The sequence below is a fragment of the Vibrio sp. 10N.286.48.B8 genome, assembly GCF_003050085.1.
Classification (GTDB): domain Bacteria; phylum Pseudomonadota; class Gammaproteobacteria; order Enterobacterales; family Vibrionaceae; genus Vibrio; species Vibrio crassostreae.
This window is the reverse complement of the sequence record NZ_PIGD01000002.1, coordinates 383,192-400,043: the sequence shown is the minus strand read 5'-3', so window position 1 is coordinate 400,043 and position 16,852 is coordinate 383,192. Positions and strand designations below refer to the sequence as shown.

Annotated in this window: 17 protein-coding genes; 5 read left to right on the top strand and 12 right to left on the bottom strand. The window is 44.8% G+C overall.

The window, feature by feature from the left end; genetic code table 11:
• Nucleotides 1-205 precede the first annotated feature (205 nt).
• From CWO08_RS04395 to CWO08_RS04385, 3 genes are all read right to left on the bottom strand, one after another.
• Nucleotides 206-1,126 (bottom strand): LysR family transcriptional regulator, encoded by a 921-nt coding sequence (locus tag CWO08_RS04395; protein WP_080967320.1) that lies wholly within the window; start codon nt 1,124-1,126, stop codon nt 206-208.
• Nucleotides 1,127-1,260: 134 nt separating this feature from the next.
• Complete coding sequence (locus CWO08_RS04390) at nt 1,261-2,259, bottom strand: lytic transglycosylase domain-containing protein (protein ID WP_102433616.1); 999 nt, start codon at nt 2,257-2,259, stop codon at nt 1,261-1,263.
• A 30-nt stretch (nt 2,260-2,289) separates the two neighbouring features.
• Nucleotides 2,290-2,580, bottom strand: coding sequence for a YcgL domain-containing protein (locus tag CWO08_RS04385; protein WP_017062372.1), 291 nt, complete (start codon nt 2,578-2,580; stop codon nt 2,290-2,292).
• Nucleotides 2,581-2,800: 220 nt separating this feature from the next.
• Here CWO08_RS04385 and minC point away from each other — a divergent pair, with 220 nt between their 5' ends.
• From minC to minE, 3 genes are read left to right on the top strand one after another with little or no spacing between them, the layout of a single operon-like run.
• Nucleotides 2,801-3,463, top strand: a complete 663-nt coding sequence (minC, locus tag CWO08_RS04380) for a septum site-determining protein MinC (RefSeq protein WP_108019969.1) — start codon at nt 2,801-2,803, stop codon at nt 3,461-3,463.
• A gap of 21 nt (nt 3,464-3,484) precedes the next feature.
• Nucleotides 3,485-4,297, top strand: coding sequence for a septum site-determining protein MinD (gene minD, locus CWO08_RS04375; RefSeq protein ID WP_009848498.1), 813 nt, complete (start codon nt 3,485-3,487; stop codon nt 4,295-4,297).
• Nucleotides 4,298-4,303: 6 nt separating this feature from the next.
• Complete coding sequence (minE, locus tag CWO08_RS04370; protein WP_004737949.1) at nt 4,304-4,567, top strand: cell division topological specificity factor MinE; 264 nt, start codon at nt 4,304-4,306, stop codon at nt 4,565-4,567.
• A 113-nt stretch (nt 4,568-4,680) separates the two neighbouring features.
• On the opposite strand, the gene rnd is transcribed toward minE, so the two are convergent.
• The 8 genes from rnd to CWO08_RS04330 form a co-directional block, all read right to left on the bottom strand.
• Entirely contained in the window at nt 4,681-5,799 is a 1,119-nt protein-coding gene (rnd, locus tag CWO08_RS04365; protein ID WP_102433594.1) for a ribonuclease D, read from the bottom strand.
• 143 nt (nt 5,800-5,942) lie between these two features.
• Entirely contained in the window at nt 5,943-7,637 is a 1,695-nt protein-coding gene (fadD, locus tag CWO08_RS04360) for a long-chain-fatty-acid--CoA ligase FadD (protein ID WP_048660836.1), read from the bottom strand.
• 106 nt (nt 7,638-7,743) lie between these two features.
• Nucleotides 7,744-8,595: an alpha/beta fold hydrolase gene (locus CWO08_RS04355; RefSeq protein WP_048664622.1), complete on the bottom strand. Its 852-nt coding sequence runs from the start codon at nt 8,593-8,595 to the stop codon at nt 7,744-7,746.
• Between the two features lie 47 nt (nt 8,596-8,642).
• Nucleotides 8,643-9,203 carry a Slp family lipoprotein gene (locus CWO08_RS04350; protein WP_108019968.1) on the bottom strand — a complete coding sequence of 187 codons (561 nt, stop codon included), beginning with the start codon at nt 9,201-9,203 and terminating at the stop codon, nt 8,643-8,645.
• Between the two features lie 39 nt (nt 9,204-9,242).
• Nucleotides 9,243-9,548 (bottom strand): hypothetical protein, encoded by a 306-nt coding sequence (locus CWO08_RS04345; RefSeq protein ID WP_017074520.1) that lies wholly within the window; start codon nt 9,546-9,548, stop codon nt 9,243-9,245.
• A 91-nt stretch (nt 9,549-9,639) separates the two neighbouring features.
• The gene (gene tsaB / locus CWO08_RS04340) at nt 9,640-10,341 is read right to left on the bottom strand and encodes a tRNA (adenosine(37)-N6)-threonylcarbamoyltransferase complex dimerization subunit type 1 TsaB (protein WP_048664625.1); all 702 of its coding nucleotides are present in this window, start codon (nt 10,339-10,341) and stop codon (nt 9,640-9,642) included.
• 59 nt (nt 10,342-10,400) lie between these two features.
• Nucleotides 10,401-12,329, bottom strand: coding sequence for an ATP-dependent DNA helicase (locus CWO08_RS04335; protein WP_048660840.1), 1,929 nt, complete (start codon nt 12,327-12,329; stop codon nt 10,401-10,403).
• Between the two features lie 160 nt (nt 12,330-12,489).
• Nucleotides 12,490-12,690 carry a hypothetical protein gene (locus CWO08_RS04330; RefSeq protein ID WP_102480712.1) on the bottom strand — a complete coding sequence of 67 codons (201 nt, stop codon included), beginning with the start codon at nt 12,688-12,690 and terminating at the stop codon, nt 12,490-12,492.
• A 281-nt stretch (nt 12,691-12,971) separates the two neighbouring features.
• On the opposite strand from CWO08_RS04330, the gene purU reads away from it, so the two are divergent.
• Nucleotides 12,972-13,805, top strand: coding sequence for a formyltetrahydrofolate deformylase (gene purU, locus CWO08_RS04325; protein ID WP_048660881.1), 834 nt, complete (start codon nt 12,972-12,974; stop codon nt 13,803-13,805).
• Nucleotides 13,806-14,093: 288 nt separating this feature from the next.
• On the opposite strand, the gene CWO08_RS04320 is transcribed toward purU, so the two are convergent.
• Nucleotides 14,094-14,690, bottom strand: a complete 597-nt coding sequence (locus CWO08_RS04320; protein WP_019826161.1) for a VOC family protein — start codon at nt 14,688-14,690, stop codon at nt 14,094-14,096.
• Between the two features lie 347 nt (nt 14,691-15,037).
• Between CWO08_RS04320 and argS the strand changes: the two genes are divergently transcribed.
• On the top strand, nt 15,038-16,771 hold the full coding sequence (argS, locus tag CWO08_RS04315; protein ID WP_048660842.1) for an arginine--tRNA ligase: 1,734 nt from the start codon (nt 15,038-15,040) through the stop codon (nt 16,769-16,771).
• Nucleotides 16,772-16,852: the final 81 nt, after the last annotated feature.

The following is a 16,852-nucleotide window of genomic DNA, read 5'->3' as shown; positions in this document are numbered from 1 at the left end:
GTGCGTCAACCTAAAAGTTGTAGATAGGAAAGGCGACGCATTCTATAGAGGAAATCGTTTGCGGCAAGCTGAGGTTGTTAACGTGATGTTGGGGTAATCAAGATTTAACTATGAGTATAATTAAGTTATTGAATTTTAATAACTAACTTTGATTAAAAAGCATACTTTTTCCATATGGAAATTATATTTATAGATTAGGAAACAGTTAGCGATGCAGTTCAACACAAGTTTTGAGGTTTTTGTCCCAATACGTCGGCGACCCTATATGATCTTTAATGAACTCAATCACCGCTGAAAGCTTCTTCGGCATGTTCTTTCTGCTTGGGTAAACAGCATAGAATGGCATCAGCTGACTGGCTCTCCACTCTGGTAATACTTGAATCAACTTGCCCGTTCTAAACTCTTCTTTGACTAAGTAGGTGGCTAAGTAAGCCACGCCCCACCCTGATACGGCTGCGTCTCGAACTGCCTCAGCCAAATCAACTGAGTAATCACCCGCGACTTTGACACTGAGGTTTTCTTGTCCGTTATCAAACGCCCACGATGTGTAATCTCGCTCTCGGCTGCGATAGATAAGGCAATTGTGGTCAATCAGATCAGAAGGCACATGTGGCGTCCCGGCCTTAATCAGGTAATCGGGCGATGCGGCCACCACAAACTGGCTGTCGGCTAATCGCTGCGCAATGTAACCTTCAGGCAAGTCTTCATTGTTGGTGATCCAGAGATCCAAACGCTCTTCAATCATATCCACCTTATAATCGAACAAGTGGACCTCGATTCTCAGCTGTGGGTAAAGCTGTCTGAGTTGGTCGATCGCGGGAATGATATGCAGCGTGCCAAATGACTGCGACAAACCGACGCGCAGTATTCCAGAGATATCATCGCGCTGGCTGTCCATATCCATCTGAGCTGATTTCACCGTGTTAAACAGCTGCTCACAGTGTTGATAGAACACGTCTCCCGCTTCGGTAAGCGTGAGGCTTCGTGTCGTCCTTTGCACCAGCTTGATTCCTATCGAGTCTTCAAGCAAAGCGACTTGCTTGCTGATATGAGACACTGAAACATTTAAGCTCTTTGCAGCACTGGTAAAGCCTTCATGCTTAATTAACGCATGGAATATCACCATCTGTGCAGCTCTATCTGTTAGCACAAGGCCACCTTCTCAAATCTCTAAAATATAAAATCAAAAAGGACTCCGAAGAGTCCTTTAGTTCGTTCTGCCTATGGTAGGCCAAATGCTATCAAAGCAAGCTATGCCAATTAATCAAACTTAATTCTGTCGGCTAGGTGGCTTACTGCCAAAGCAAAGTAGTAAGAACGATTCCACTTCATTAACACATTGTAGTTGTTATAAATGAGGTACGAACGTCCGGTTTCATCATCCGGCATGATTAACCAAGCTTTAATGTCTTCATCAAGTGTTGGCAGTGGGCGATCGTCATAACGCTTAATACCGAGTTCAGACCACTCTTTTAAGTATTTCGCTTTGTCTTCAGTTCGACCTTGTAAATCGATCGACACAGATGACGGAACATGAACCTGACGACCCCAAGTATATTTGTCATCCCATCCTGATTGGCTGAGATAATTTGCCGCTGAAGCAAATACGTCTTCTTCAGTGCCCCAAATGTCTTTCTTACCGTCGCCATTACCATCAGCCGCATATGCTAAGAATGAGCTTGGCATAAATTGAGGCTGACCCATTGCGCCCGCCCAAGAGCCTTTCATCTCTTTTGGTGCAATATGGCCTTGATCAAGAATCTTCAACGCCGCCATCGCTTCGCTGCGGAAAAACGCTTCTCTGCGTCCTTCGTAAGCCATGGTCGTTAGCGCATCGATAACACTGTAGTTACCAGTGAACTTACCAAAGTTACTCTCAACACCCCATAGCGCGACAATGAATCTTGGTTGAACACCATATTCATCACCAATACGCTTTAGCGCTGTGTAATGCTTCTTATAAAGTGATCTGGCTTGCTTCACTTTCCAATCAGGCACTGCTCGTGGAATGTATTCATCCAGAGTCAGTTTTTTCTCAGGTTGATTCTTGTCGGCTTTCACCGCTCTTGGCTTAAACGTTACACCATCAAAGGCTTCATCAATGATCGTTTCAGAGATGCCTTCTTCACGGCCTTGTTGCTTTAGTTTTTCTACATATTGTTCGAAGCTCAGTTCTTCAGCGTGTACTGAGCTAATGGTCAAGCTATTACCCAATAGTAATGCCGACACAGCCAATATGGTTTTCGAAAATTTACTCAACGATCACTCCTCCTTGAATTGAGGTGGCTATCACTCTTCGTCTTGAGATTTCTGTTGAGCTTTACGCTCTTTATGAAGTTCAAGTTCGTTAACTGGTGGTGGCGGAACTTGCAAAAAGAAACCATCGGTATTCAGTGATTCTTTCACTTTTTCGATGTTCACTTGAGCCAGTTTACGGCCATCCATTTTAATTACCATTACAAAACTAGGTTTACCAAACATTTGCATCAATGCGTCAGGAACTTGTGAAAAATCATCCTTCTTAGGGATATAAAGGTATGTTCCTTCTTTCTTTGAGCTTTTATATATAGAACACAGCATGACAAACCTTTTTAATTGATTATGGCTACAAAACTCTCACTTGCGAGATCAATAGTTTATGTTAGGGAAATATTGGGAACAAAACGTCCATTTGACAACAAGATTACTTGCTGTGCTTGGTTTGGGAATATAACATGATAAACCTAGTTTCAGGCAATGCCCTTTATTTTATTGATAAAGAAATTGTACCAATTCGCTATTGAGGTCCTGTAGTTTTTCGATGTCTAGTAACCCAGATCTAAAAGGTAGCAGCTTTACGCTATCTGTTTTGCACTTATCCGATGATCAAGTCGAAAATGCAGTCTCTTTTCTTCAAGAGAAGGTAGACCAAGCACCCACGTTTTTCGCTGCCGCGCCTGTTGTTATCAACATCAGCAAAGTCGTTGGTGATATCGATTTTGTGCAACTGAAAAATGGTATATCTCAAGCGGGCATGATCCCGGTTGGCGTGGCTGGCTGTTCTGATAAGCGTATGCAAAATCTAGCGAAAGAAGCGGGCTTTGCAGTCATGACGGCAAGTAAATCTCCATCGCAAGCACCGGCTAAGATGGCGCCGATTAAGGTGGTTCGAACCCCAATTCGTTCTGGTCAGCAGGTTTACGCGAAAGATGGCGATCTATTGATTCTCAGCCATGTGAGTGCGGGTGCAGAAGTGATTGCCGATGGCAGCATCCATATACATGGCACATTACGCGGCCGCGCGATTGCAGGTGCTAGTGGTCAAACTGAAGCAAAAATAATTTGTAATGATTTACAAGCCGAGCTGGTTTCCATTGCGGGAAATTACTGGCTCAGCGATCAAATTGAAAGCGAGTACTGGCAGAAGAAAACTATGTTCAGTATGGCAAACGATGTATTACACGTTGACGTCCTCGCAATATAAGAGAAATAAAAGGAAAACAGAATGGCACGCATTATCGTTGTAACGTCAGGTAAAGGCGGGGTAGGCAAAACGACCTCTAGTGCAGCTATTGCCTCAGGTCTGGCTTTAAAAGGGAAGAAAACCGCAGTTATCGACTTTGATATCGGTCTGCGTAACCTAGATTTAATCATGGGTTGTGAGCGTCGTGTCGTTTACGATTTCGTTAACGTTATCAATGGTGAAGCTACGCTGAACCAAGCGATGATCAAAGACAAGCGCACAGAGAACCTGTTCATTCTTCCTGCTTCTCAAACTCGTGATAAAGATGCACTAACCAAAGACGGTGTTCGTCGCGTATTTGATGAGCTAGATGAAATGGGCTTTGATTTCATCATCTGTGATTCTCCTGCGGGTATCGAACAAGGCGCTCTAATGGCGTTGTACTTTGCTGATGAAGCGATTGTAACGACTAACCCTGAAGTCTCTTCTGTACGCGACTCAGACCGTATTCTAGGTATTCTTGACTCTAAATCTCGTCGTTCAGAAGACGGCTTAGAGCCAGTGAAAACACACCTTCTACTGACTCGCTACAACCCAGCACGCGTAACTCAAGGTGAGATGCTAAGTGTTGAAGACGTTGAAGAGATCCTACACATCTCTCTACTGGGCGTGATTCCAGAGAGCCAAGCGGTACTGAATGCATCGAACAAGGGTGTTCCAGTTATCTTTGACGAAGCAACCGACGCAGGTATGGCTTACAATGATACTGTAGAGCGACTACTAGGTAGCCAAGTGGACTTCCGTTTCTTAACGGAACAGAAGAAAGGCATCTTCAAAAGACTGTTCGGGGGCTAATACGCAATGTCATTACTAGAGTTTTTCAGACCACAGAAAAAGACGACCGCAAACCTAGCCAAAGAGCGTTTGCAGATCATTGTTGCTGAGCGCCGCAGTCATGACGACCCTGCTCCATCGTACTTACCGCAACTGAAAGAAGACATCTTGAAGTGTATTGCAAAGTACGTTGAGGTAGATCCATCAATGGTTGATCTGACGTTCGAACACAAAGATGACGACATCTCAGTATTAGAGCTGAATGTTAAGCTACCAGAAGACGATAAGTGATCTTCGTTATCTTGTAAGTAGTCAGCAGATTAAATAAAAAAGAGAGCCTAGGCTCTCTTTTTTGTGTCTGCATTTTATATCTGTAACTGGCTAACTCTTAGAACAAGAACAGGTTACTTAATCGCTTTATTCAGCTTTTCGCCAACCAGATCTAAACGCCAGCCTTGCATAACATCAGGCAGTTTTTCTGGGTTACGATCGTGCTTCCACACCCAGCTTAACACTTGGTTAAGTTGCTTCTTAGATGCTAAGAATTCCGTAGCCAAACCGCTGTGCTGTGATGCTGTTTTCACTTCATCTTTCAGCACTTTGAAAAGTTGCTTGTAGCCAGGGAAGTCCATTAAACGTTCTACTGGTGCTGGGTACTCTTCTTCAGGCGTGTGTTCCGCCAACTTAACGATTGAGCTGATCTTCGCACCATGGCGGCGTACAGAGCGGTAATCAAAACCTTCTTGCTCCATGTGCTTAGGATCTTTCATCGCGAAACGAGCCACAGCCCATAGGTCTTGTTCTTTGAAGACAAAGTTCAGCGCTAAATCGCGCTTGATTGCTTCTTTTAGACGCCAAGTTGCTAAAGGTCGTAAGATCGCTAGCTGCTTAGGTTTAAGCTGCCATGCCCCTTTAATATCAAGGTAGGCAGTGTCTGGGTTTACTTTACGGATGCGCTTGGCAACTTGTAAATCAGACTCTTGCTGAGCCGCTTCCCACCAGCCAGCTTCCATCACTTTTTCTAGAAGCTTGTTGTACATTGGCATTAGGTAATGCACGTCTGCCGCTGCGTAGTCCAATTGCTTTTGAGAAAGCGGACGCGCTAGCCAGTCAGTGCGAGATTCACTCTTATCGAGATCGACACCGACAAACTCTGAAACCAGAGCAGCAAAGCCCGTTGATAAACCATGACCTAAGAAAGCTGCCATGATCTGGGTATCAACCATTGGTGTTGGTGTGCAGCCAAATGCGTTTTGGAACACTTCCAAATCTTCACCACAAGCATGCAGCACTTTCAGAACAGAGGCGTCTTTCAACAATCCAACAAATGGTGTCATTTCACCAAGAGCAATAGGGTCAATCAGTGACAGCGTTTCACCATCAAATAACTGAATCAAGCCTAATTGAGGGTAATAGGTTCTTGTACGAACAAACTCCGTATCAAGCATAACGACATCGGCTTCACGTGCTTGTTGGCAAACTCGCTCAAGGTCTTTCAATTGGGTAATGATTTGATAATCCACAAAAACTCTCACTGGTTTCTATTTGATCGCCGGATACAAAAATGCCGACATTAACTGTCGGCATTCTAACACCATTTTTCAGCGCTCGCTTAGATTAAGCGCCTCAATGGTTATGGTGCAGTACTTTCGCGTAAACGGGCTAATTATTCGCTAGCGCGTTTAGCCAATTCTGCATCGTTTTCTTCACGCAGTACGCGGCGTAAGATCTTACCTACGTTAGTCTTTGGAAGATCATCTCTGAACTCGACTAATTTAGGGATCTTGTAACCCGTTAGGTGCTCACGACAGTGCGCGATAATGTCTTCTTTAGTCAGGCTAGGATCGCGCTTAACAACGTAGATCTTAACCAGCTCACCAGACACTTCATGAGGTTGACCGATAGCTGCAACTTCTAACACTTTACCGTGCAGAGCCACTACGTCTTCAATCTCATTCGGGTAAACGTTGAATCCAGACACAAGAATCATGTCTTTCTTACGGTCTACGATGTACAACAAGCCTTCGTCATCAAACTTAACGATGTCACCTGTAGATAGCCAACCGTCTTGATCGATCACTTCTTTAGTCGCTTCAGGGCGCTGCCAGTAACCTTGCATCACTTGAGGGCCACGAACCTGCAACTCACCCACTTGGTCATTGCCTACTACTTTCCCTTCATCATCAACAATACGAACTTCTGTCGATGGTACAGGTAGGCCGATTGCACCTGTGTAGTCTTTTAGATCGTATGGGTTACCCGTTACCAGTGGTGAACACTCGGTTAACCCATAGCCTTCCAATAGGTGAACGCCTGTTGCTTTCTTCCATTGCTCAGCAACAGCGCGTTGAACCGCCATGCCGCCGCCAACAGATAAACGCATGTTACTGAAATCCAATTCATGGAAATCTTCGTTATTTACCAACGCATTGAACAGGGTATTTACGCCAGTAATCGCGGTAAACGGAACCTTTTGTAGCTCTTTAATGAAACCTGGAATATCACGAGGGTTAGTAATTAGAAGGTTACGACCACCCATCTCAACAAACAGTAAGCAGTTCACGGTCAGTGCAAATACGTGGTAAAGCGGCAGTGCTGTTACAACCAACTCGCGGCCTTCTTGCAGAACAGGACCGTAAGCCCCTTTCGCTTGAAGTACGTTCGCAATCATATTGCGGTGCGTTAGGATTGCGCCCTTAGCTACACCCGTTGTACCACCCGTGTACTGTAGGAATGCAATGTCATCACCCGCCATAAACGGCTTCACATACTGAAGACGGCGACCTTTGTGCAGTGCTTTTCTGAATGAGATAGCACCCGGCAGGTCATACTTAGGCACCATGCCTTTTACGTACTTCACTACGAAATCGACAATTGTACCTTTCGCGCGTGGCAGCATTTGCCCTAGGCTGGTGAGTACAACGTGTTTAACCGGCGTGTTATCAACCACTTTCTCTAGCGTGCTCGCAAAGTTAGATACGATAACAATCGCCTTTGCACCAGAATCGTTCAGTTGATGCTCAAGCTCACGAGGTGTGTACAGTGGGTTGACGTTCACTGCAATCATACCTGCACGCAATACACCAAATAGTGCAATTGGGTATTGCAGTAGGTTTGGCATCATTAGCGCGACGCGATCGCCCTTCTTCAGTTTCAAGTCATTCTGCAGGTAAGCGGCAAAAGCACGGCTGCGCTCTTCTAGCTTACGGAATGTCATAATCGAGCCCATGTTCTCGAATGCAGGTTGGTCTGCGTACTTCTGTACCGACTGTTCAAACATTTCTACAAGAGATGGGTACTGATCTGGATTGATCGTTTCTGGTACGTCACTTGGATAACGTGAAAGCCAAGGTTTATCCACGATGTTACTCCTCGTTTATCAGCTGACGACTGCTTCGCCGCTTTTTATCATTGCGGTATTACAGCACAGCTTTAGTGCATGAGCACTAAAAGGCTCAAACACTTGTTTAAATTTTGTTAACTACACCAAGAATTAGCTCTGAAACTAACTCTGGGCTCTCTAAATGACAATGATGTCCGCCAGGAACAGTCTCTATATGCAGAGGACTATGCACTGATTTGTAGCGATTATGCTGCAAATGTCGGAATCCACCATTCCCTAGGATTATTAATTGAGGGCATTCAATAGCCGCCATAATCGCTTCAGCGTGCGCCTGTGACATTCGATATAACGAGTCACATTTTAGATTAGGGTCGCATCGCCATTGCCAAGAGTTCTCGAACTCGACAATACCTCGCTCAACAATAGGAGCGATTAATTCAGCATTAATTTGGTTGGCGTGAGCTCTCAGCTTAATAGCATCCTCAAGGCTTGCCAGAGGACGTGAAGGCTTTCTTCGCTGTCGAAGACGACTGAGTACCCCATCCCTCAAGCGAGAGACTGTTTCGTGGGGAGCTTCAGAAAGAGGTCCGTGACCTTCAATTTGAATTAATCCTGACACCTTTTCAGGAAAGGCGGCACTATAGCAACTTGCTATCAATGCACCAAGTGAATGTCCTACCAGTACCAGTCTGTTTGGCGATAATTTAGTCACCAACTGATGCAAGTCATCAATATAATCATGAAATGGGTAATAACTTCCCGATTTATGCGACGAGAAGCCGTGTCCGAAGAGATCGATAGCAACAAGGTGAGCATTGGGCGCAAACTTAGCGACTTGCTGTATAACCTGATTAAAGCTGGACGAATTATCCAACCACCCATGAATAAAAACGACCGTCGTTGCGGTCGTTTGTGGGTTGCCTATCTGTTGTGTGGCAAGCGTCCCGCTCGCAAGGGAGTATGACTTTTCAATCATTGATTTTAAGTTGTCCCTGTCGTTAAGTGTGTCGGGGTAAGGTTCGACTATTCCACATCTTGAATCACACGCCCTGACTTAGGCATGGTTTGAAAACTGCGACAATGCAAACTGCGGCAAGAGTAATAGTTCGGCGAAAAATCGTTGATAACCACTCGCTCAGTGATCTGCCATAAACGTTGATTGTAGACATTCATGACTGGGAAGGTGTAAGGGTAATCACCAATGGTGCCATCTTCAGTGCCATTTGATGTGCCAACTAAAGTGACTAAGCGGCCTTCAGCAAAGCTCAATGGTTCAACGTAGCCATCAATGTAACCAACAAAACGTCCTTTTGGCTCGGCGTCAATATCTGGCTTACCATTGCTTGAAATAGGTAAATTAACCACTTCAACTCGAGTCTTATCTTTCAAGTTGGTTACTTTAGCAATCACGCCACCCAAGCGAACGTCACCCGCATCAAGCACTGTGTTAACCCACTCTTGGTAATCGGTGACCACTTGTTCAGAGTTTGCATTAAGTTCTTGAGGTAGCGAGGAGCACCCCATCACCATCGAAGAGAAAGCGATAAGGAAGAATAAGCGAGATTTAGAAATGAGAGAAAACATAATGCTGGTCCTTAGAACAGGATAAATAAAAGCACAAAGCTAGATGTAAATATCGACTCCAATAAGCTTCGCAAGTTCCTCTTTTTTAGCTTGATTCATCACATCCATATACTCTTCCATCGCACGTCGACCACGCCCTTCTGGAAGATCATACTGAACCTGAGCTTTGTGAATCTCAGATTCTTTGACTTGGCGAATGGAATGCGAGACAGCATTCGCGACCTTAGTTGGCTGACCAACTGAGGTTTTTGCATCGCCTTTTTTTACCTCATTCTTTTTATTGGTTCGATTGGTTTTGGATGTATTGCCTATCGAAGAAGGAGGTAAGCCGTTTATTGAAACCATGCTTAAGAAATTTTGTACCTAATTTAATGACTTTGTGTCTGGCTTTAATAGCGGCTCCGCAAAGTAAATGCAGAGCCAAAATAATATGTATTTACTCGCGGCCAGGCAGTTTTTTCCAAGTCACTTTATCACGAAGATAAACAGGCTCAGACTCTTCTGCTGCAACCGCCTTGCCTTCTGCATAAGCGAATTGAGCAAGGAAAGCCATATCTTGAGCTTCTGGGAATAGCACTTCACATGCTTTGGTGTTGATCGCTAGAGTATCCATATGTTCTGCGTACGCTTCCCAACCTGTACCGACTTTTGCCCATGTTTCAGAGTCCGCTTCAAGCTGCGCTGCCAACTCACTCGGTGGTGTAACACACTCTGCATCAACCGCAGTCCAACGACCATCTTCTTCACGGCTGTAGCGAGCCCAGTACACTTCACTCATACGCGCATCAATCGCTGTCGCAACATGAGTTTCACCAAATTTACGGTAGCTGCCTTGCGCCATCGCAGCCAGTGTAGAGACACCGATCATCGGTAAATCCGCACCAAAAGCCAAGCCTTGAGCAATACCAATACCAATACGTACACCCGTGAAACTGCCTGGACCTTGGCCAAACGCGATAGCATCAATATCGGTTAAAGCGACATTCGCTTCTTTCAGTACTTCATCAACCATAGGTAGAATTTTTTTTGTATGGTCTCGAGGAGCCTCTTCGCTACGTGCGAACACCTGGTCACCCATTACTAATGCAACTGAACAGTTTTCAGTTGCGGTATCTACTGCAAGAATTTTCGCGCTCATTTGTGTCTCAAATATCTGTTATCTAATCTAAAAATAATGGCTAAGCTCAACAATGCCAATTACTCAGCAGCGATTGAATGGTCTTTAGCTAAGAATTCTTTAATGACCCCTAAATCACGGGTACGTGGGATAGGCGGTAAACTCGCCAAAAATATGCCACCGTAATCGCGAGTCACCAATCGGTTATCGCAAATAATCAAAGCGCCATTATCGCGCTTGTCACGTATCAATCGGCCTACACCTTGTTTCAAGGTAATCACGGCGTCTGGCAACTGTACCTGTGCAAAAGGATCACCCCCTTTTAACTTACAGTCCTCGATTCGAGCCTTAAGTAAAGGGTCATCAGGGGCGGTAAAGGGCAATTTATCGATGATAACACAGCTTAATGCGTCGCCCCTAACATCTATCCCTTCCCAGAAAGCACCTGTAGCTACGAGCAATGCGTTACCTAATTCCATGAACTCGGCTAAGGTTTTTTGCTTGCTTGTCTCACCTTGTAATAGGACTGGTACAGTGAGGGTTTCTCGGAATCGCTCACCCAACTCTTTCATCATGCTGTGTGAAGTACACAAGAAAAAACAGCGGCCTTGGTTTTGCTCAATCACCGGAGTCAGCATTCGAACTAACTTATCCGCCAAACCCGGACTATTGGGTTCTGGAAGATAACGAGGCACACATAAACGTGCCTGATTCGGATAATCAAATGGACTCGGCAGTGAAAACTGAGCCGACGGCTTTAAGCCAAGTCGAGAGGTAAAGTGATCGAAATCATCTGACACCGCCAAGGTTGCTGAGGTAAATACCCAAGCGCCCGGTTTAAGTTCGATTTGCTCATGGAATTTATCCGCAACCGACAGTGGTGTGATGTGCAAAGCGAATTGCCTTGGTGTTGTGTCATACCAATAGGAGTAACCCGTAATCGACACATCGCACACACGTTCAATGCGTGACTTAATCATGTTCGCACGTTCAAAAGCGGTGTCTAACAGTTGGCTTCGACCCAATGCTAGCTTCAATACATCGACGGCCAGTTGCAACGCATCTTGTAGACGAACAAGTTCTCGTGCAATTGACTCAGACTTTAGTGCTTCACGCCAGTTACCACGAAAGCCGGTATCGCCCAACACAATGCGTAGGTCGGCAGCTGACTGAACAAGCCTGTCCCCCACCTTTTGTAACTGACGCATGTCTTTCGCTTCGGTTCGGTAGGCGATCTCGATGTCTTTAGCGAGCTCATTAATCTGTCGGCTCGACACGGACTGACCAAAGTATTGGCTGGCAATATCGGGAAGCTGATGGGCTTCATCGAAGATAAACACGTCTGCTTCTGGGATTAGCTCACCGAACCCGGTTTCTTTAATCGCTAAGTCCGCTAAGAATAGGTGATGGTTTACAACAACCACATCCGAATCCATCGCTTTTTTACGCGCCTTAAGCACAAAGCAATCGGTGTAGCTTGGGCACTCTTTACCTAAGCAGTTGTCGTTAGTGGAAGTAATCGTAGGAATGATTGGGCTGTCTTCAGCGATATCATCACAATCGCCTAAATCCCCCGTTTGAGTGGATGACGACCAACTACGAACTTTGACTAACTGAGCCAGCAGTGTTGGATCGGTATGAGCACCATGACTCTCGATCATTTGACGGCTGAGTCTGTCCAAACACAAATAGTTTGAACGCCCTTTAAGTAACGCAACCTGACCATAAAAGCCAAGCGCATCGACCATCAATGGTAAATCTCGGTGAAACAGCTGTTCTTGAAGGTTTTTAGACCCCGTACTAATGATGGTTTTCTTGCCACTAAGCAACGCTGGCACTAAGTAAGCAAAGGTCTTACCGGTACCCGTTCCCGCTTCAACAACTAATTGGCTCTGTTGCTCAATAGCTTGTGAAACCGCTTCAGCCATGTCTAGCTGAGCTTGTCGTGGCTGAAACCCGGGGATCGCTTTACCCAGAGCACCATCAGCAGAAAACGTTTTAGATATCATAGAGTACGAAGTTTAGAAAAATAGAAGACGAATTATGGCAGGTTTAGTGAGCCGGCGCGAATCAAGAATGACTTCGCACCGGAGGTGTTTGGTTTAGTTTGACGTGACTTGAGTTACCTTAAAGGTAAGAACTGAAGAAGTAAGAATTAGAGAGTCATTTTTATTTTCGACTTAGATAACGTGACAACCAAGAGGCGCCTTCAAAATGGTTATCACAAGGTTGTATGGCCTTCACTGCATCGGTTGGTGGGGTCTTACTTTCCCACATTTCATCTAGAATATTACCATCTAACTCGGTACCTCTCGCCAATGAATTCACTCGTTGGCAGTACAGTTTTTTGGCTAGTAACTCTTTATCCATAAGTATCACCTCTATTTTTGGCCAAGGCGTAAATGCCTCGGTTGAAGTTCAAATGCGTACTACGGTCAAAACTTTAAAAATGAAGCTTCTGCCTGTTTTCCTATCTAAAAACTGATATTTCCACATCAAACAATTTATCAAAGCGATAAATGAGCAGCAGAATTTGTTGAAACCAACTTGATAATAGATTAATTATAACGGTGATATTGCGGCTCAGTTCACCGTTCGACGGCCTGCATTTAATTTGAAGAATAAAAATATTTCATGGAAGTAAGATGCAAATGGAAAGAAAAACTTTACTAACACATTGTACTGATGCCCCGGGCCTCATCTCTAAGATCACCAACATTTGTTATAAGCACCAACTCAATATTATTCACAACAATGAGTTCGTAGATAACACAAGTGGCCACTTCTTTATGCGCACCGAGCTTGAAGGGTATTTCAATGACGAAACCTTGCTTGCCGATTTAGACCAGGCGCTGCCACAAAATACGAAGCGTAAACTTGTTGATTCATCTCGCAAGCGTGTTGTGATACTCGTGACCAAAGAGGCGCACTGCCTTGGCGACATTCTAATGAAGAACTTCGATGGCAGTTTAGACGTGGAAATCGCAGCAGTGGTTGGCAACTATGACATTCTACAAAGCCTAACCGAGCGTTTTGACATCCCTTACCACCATGTTTCTCACGAAGGGCTAAACCGTGAAGAGCATGAGAAGAAGATGCTAGAAGTGATTGACCAATACGAGGCTGATTACCTTGTTTTGGCTAAGTACATGCGAGTACTGACTCCGGGATTTGTTGAAAGGTACAACCACAAGATCATCAATATCCACCACAGCTTCTTGCCAGCGTTTATCGGTGCGAAGCCATACCAACAAGCGTATGAGCGTGGCGTAAAGATCATTGGTGCAACGGCACACTTCGTGACTAATGATCTCGATGAAGGACCGATCATTAAGCAAGACGTTATTCCAGTGGATCACAACTTCAGCGCGAAAGACATGGCGCAAGCGGGTCGTGACGTAGAGAAGAACGTATTGAGTAAGGCGCTAAACAAGGTGATCAATGATCACGTCTTTGTTTACGGCAACAAGACTGTGATTCTGTAAGTTGCTAATTTAAGTTCGACTTCCAGCTAGAATCCAATAAAAAACGCGCAATAGGGTTAACCCACTGCGCGTTTTTTTATATTTAATGTTCAGGGTAACTTTAAGAGATTCCCGACTACGCTCCTTCGTCGCTATCGGGAATGACGTCGTTATCTAGCTAGCAAAAACTATTGCTCGGAAACATCCACTCAAACCGAATGATTGTAAGGCTCAAGCCCAGCCCACGTCCGTCATTCCGACGAGCCTAGGCGAGTTCAGGAACCTTTTCCTAGCGACTCTCTACTCAAATTAAGCCTGTTCAGATTCAACAATACGCTTAAGTGAGTGTGGGTGCAGCTTGATGCAAATCCCTTGATGTTTAAAAGCCACTGTTGGGTTATTCAAGCGTTCCCCCTCGCCTTTCGGACTAGAGAGTTTGATCTTAATACCTTGCTCAGCCAGCGTTTCAAAGTTAGCAGCGAACTGCGGGTAAGTTTCTTTAAGATCCGCTAGATACTCATCAGCCGTTTGGGCATGAGACGGAATCACAAACTCTACATGTTCCCAATCTTGGCTTGGGTAAATCTTACCTTCTGCTGGATATGGCAACTCCAAGCATTCAATTTTCCAACCAAGGCTTTGCAATGGTTCATCGAAAGCCAACACCACAATTGGACGACCATTGATCATCGCCTCTGAAATGGTAGAGCCGTACTCAGACCATGCTTGATGAGCAGATTTGGCTAACTCAGTGTCATTGATTCGCAGCGCAATATGATCCGCTTGAGCAAAGCTTAAATCCAAACCTAATGTATTTCCTAGGTTCTCGATTTTTGCCATAAAGGTATCAAGGCGGGCGATCATTTGTTGTGGTTCTAGTTCAGCTTGCTTCAGGCTCATCATCATTGTCTGCGTTCTCCAAATAATGGCTGCATGTTATCAGTTTTGCCTTTTGCAACAAGCGTTGCTTTTACAAAAGATACTCAATAACTATGTTCTTTCCGATCCTTAAACATGCAAACGCGTCTTGGTAAAAGTCGATTGTCAAAAACCACTCAGGAAATGTTAATTTTCTATCAATTCGACCTATAAGAAACCCCACAAAATTGGTATGATTACCGCCATTTCTGTGAACTTAAACAGAGTCTGCTGCTGATTTTGGCATTAAATCGTTAACTAGAAGCATAATTAACCAGTTTAATGACCAAGAATTAACGGCCACTCTTATCATCCTTGAATTGAAGGAAACGCGTGTGAATATCCAAGCACTTATTAATGACAAAGTATCTCAGGCTCTAGAAGCCGCTGGCGCACCTGCAGGCTCTCCTGCTGCTGTTCGTCAATCTGCAAAACCACAGTTTGGTGACTACCAAGCAAACGGCGTTATGGGCGTTGCTAAACGACTAGGCACTAACCCACGAGAATTTGCTCAAAAAGTATTGGACGTTCTAAACCTAGACGGTATCGCGTCTAAAGTTGAAATCGCAGGTCCGGGTTTCCTAAACATCTTCCTAGATGAAGCTTTCCTAGCAAAACAAGCAGACGCAGCATTGGCTGACTCTCGCCTTGGTGTTGCAGTTGCTGAAACGCAAACTATTGTTGCGGATTACTCTGCACCAAACGTTGCTAAAGAAATGCACGTTGGTCACCTACGTTCAACTATCATCGGTGATGCAGTTGTTCGTACTCTAGAATTCCTAGGCCACAACGTTATCCGTGCTAACCACATCGGTGACTGGGGTACTCAATTTGGTATGCTTATCGCAAACCTTGAGCGCGTTCAGGCCGAGTCTGGCGAAGTTTCAATGGAACTTGCTGACCTTGAAGGTTTCTACCGTGAGTCTAAAAAGCTTTACGATGAAGACGAAGAGTTCGCAGTTAAAGCACGTGGCTACGTTGTGAAACTGCAAAGCGGCGACGAGTTCTGCGCAGAGATGTGGAAGAAGCTTGTTGACGTTACAATGATTCAAAACCAACGCAACTACGATCGTCTAAACGTGTCTCTAACGCGTGATGACGTAATGGGCGAAAGCATGTACAACCACATGCTACCAACTATTGTTGCTGACCTAAAAGAGCAAGGTCTTGCTAAAGAAGATGACGGCGCACAGGTTGTATTCCTAGACGAATACAAAAACAAAGATGGCGACCCAATGGGCGTTATCATTCAGAAACGTGACGGCGGCTTCCTATACACAACAACCGACATTGCTTGTGCAAAATACCGTTTTGAAGAACTAGGCGCAGACCGCGTTCTTTACTTCATCGACTCACGTCAACACCAGCACCTAATGCAAGCTTGGACTATCGTTCGCAAAGCAGGTTACATCCCAGAATCTGTTTCTCTTGAACACCACGCATTCGGCATGATGCTAGGTAAAGACGGTAAGCCATTCAAGACTCGTGCAGGCGGTACTGTTCGTCTTGCTGATCTTCTTGATGAAGCAGAAGTTCGTGCAGCACAACTGATCGAATCTAAGAACCCAGAACTAGCAGAAGACGAGAAGAAAGTGATCGCTAACACGGTTGCTATGGCAGCGGTTAAGTACGCAGACCTTTCTAAGCACCGTACTACTGACTACGTGTTCGATTGGGACAACATGCTTGCGTTCGAAGGTAACACAGCACCGTACATGCAATACGCATACACTCGTGTTGCTTCAATCTTTGCTAAAGCTGGCATTTCTATGGACTCTCTTGAAGGTGAAATTAAAATCACTGAAGAGAAAGAGAAAGCACTTATCGCGAAACTTCTACAATTCGAAGAAGCGGTACAGTCTGTTGCTCGTGAAGGTCAACCACACATCATGTGTAGCTACCTGTTCGAACTAGCGGGTCAATTCTCTAGCTTCTACGAAGCATGCCCTATCCTAGTTGCTGAAGACGAAACTGTTAAGCAGAGCCGTCTGAAGCTTGCTGCACTAACAGCGAAGACTATCAAGCAAGGTCTGTCGCTTCTAGGTATCGATACTCTAGAGCGTATGTAATTCCCTTAGAGTTACAAAGAATAAATACAAAGGTTGATGTGAGAGCATCAACCTTTTGTTTTATCTAACGTATACTGAATT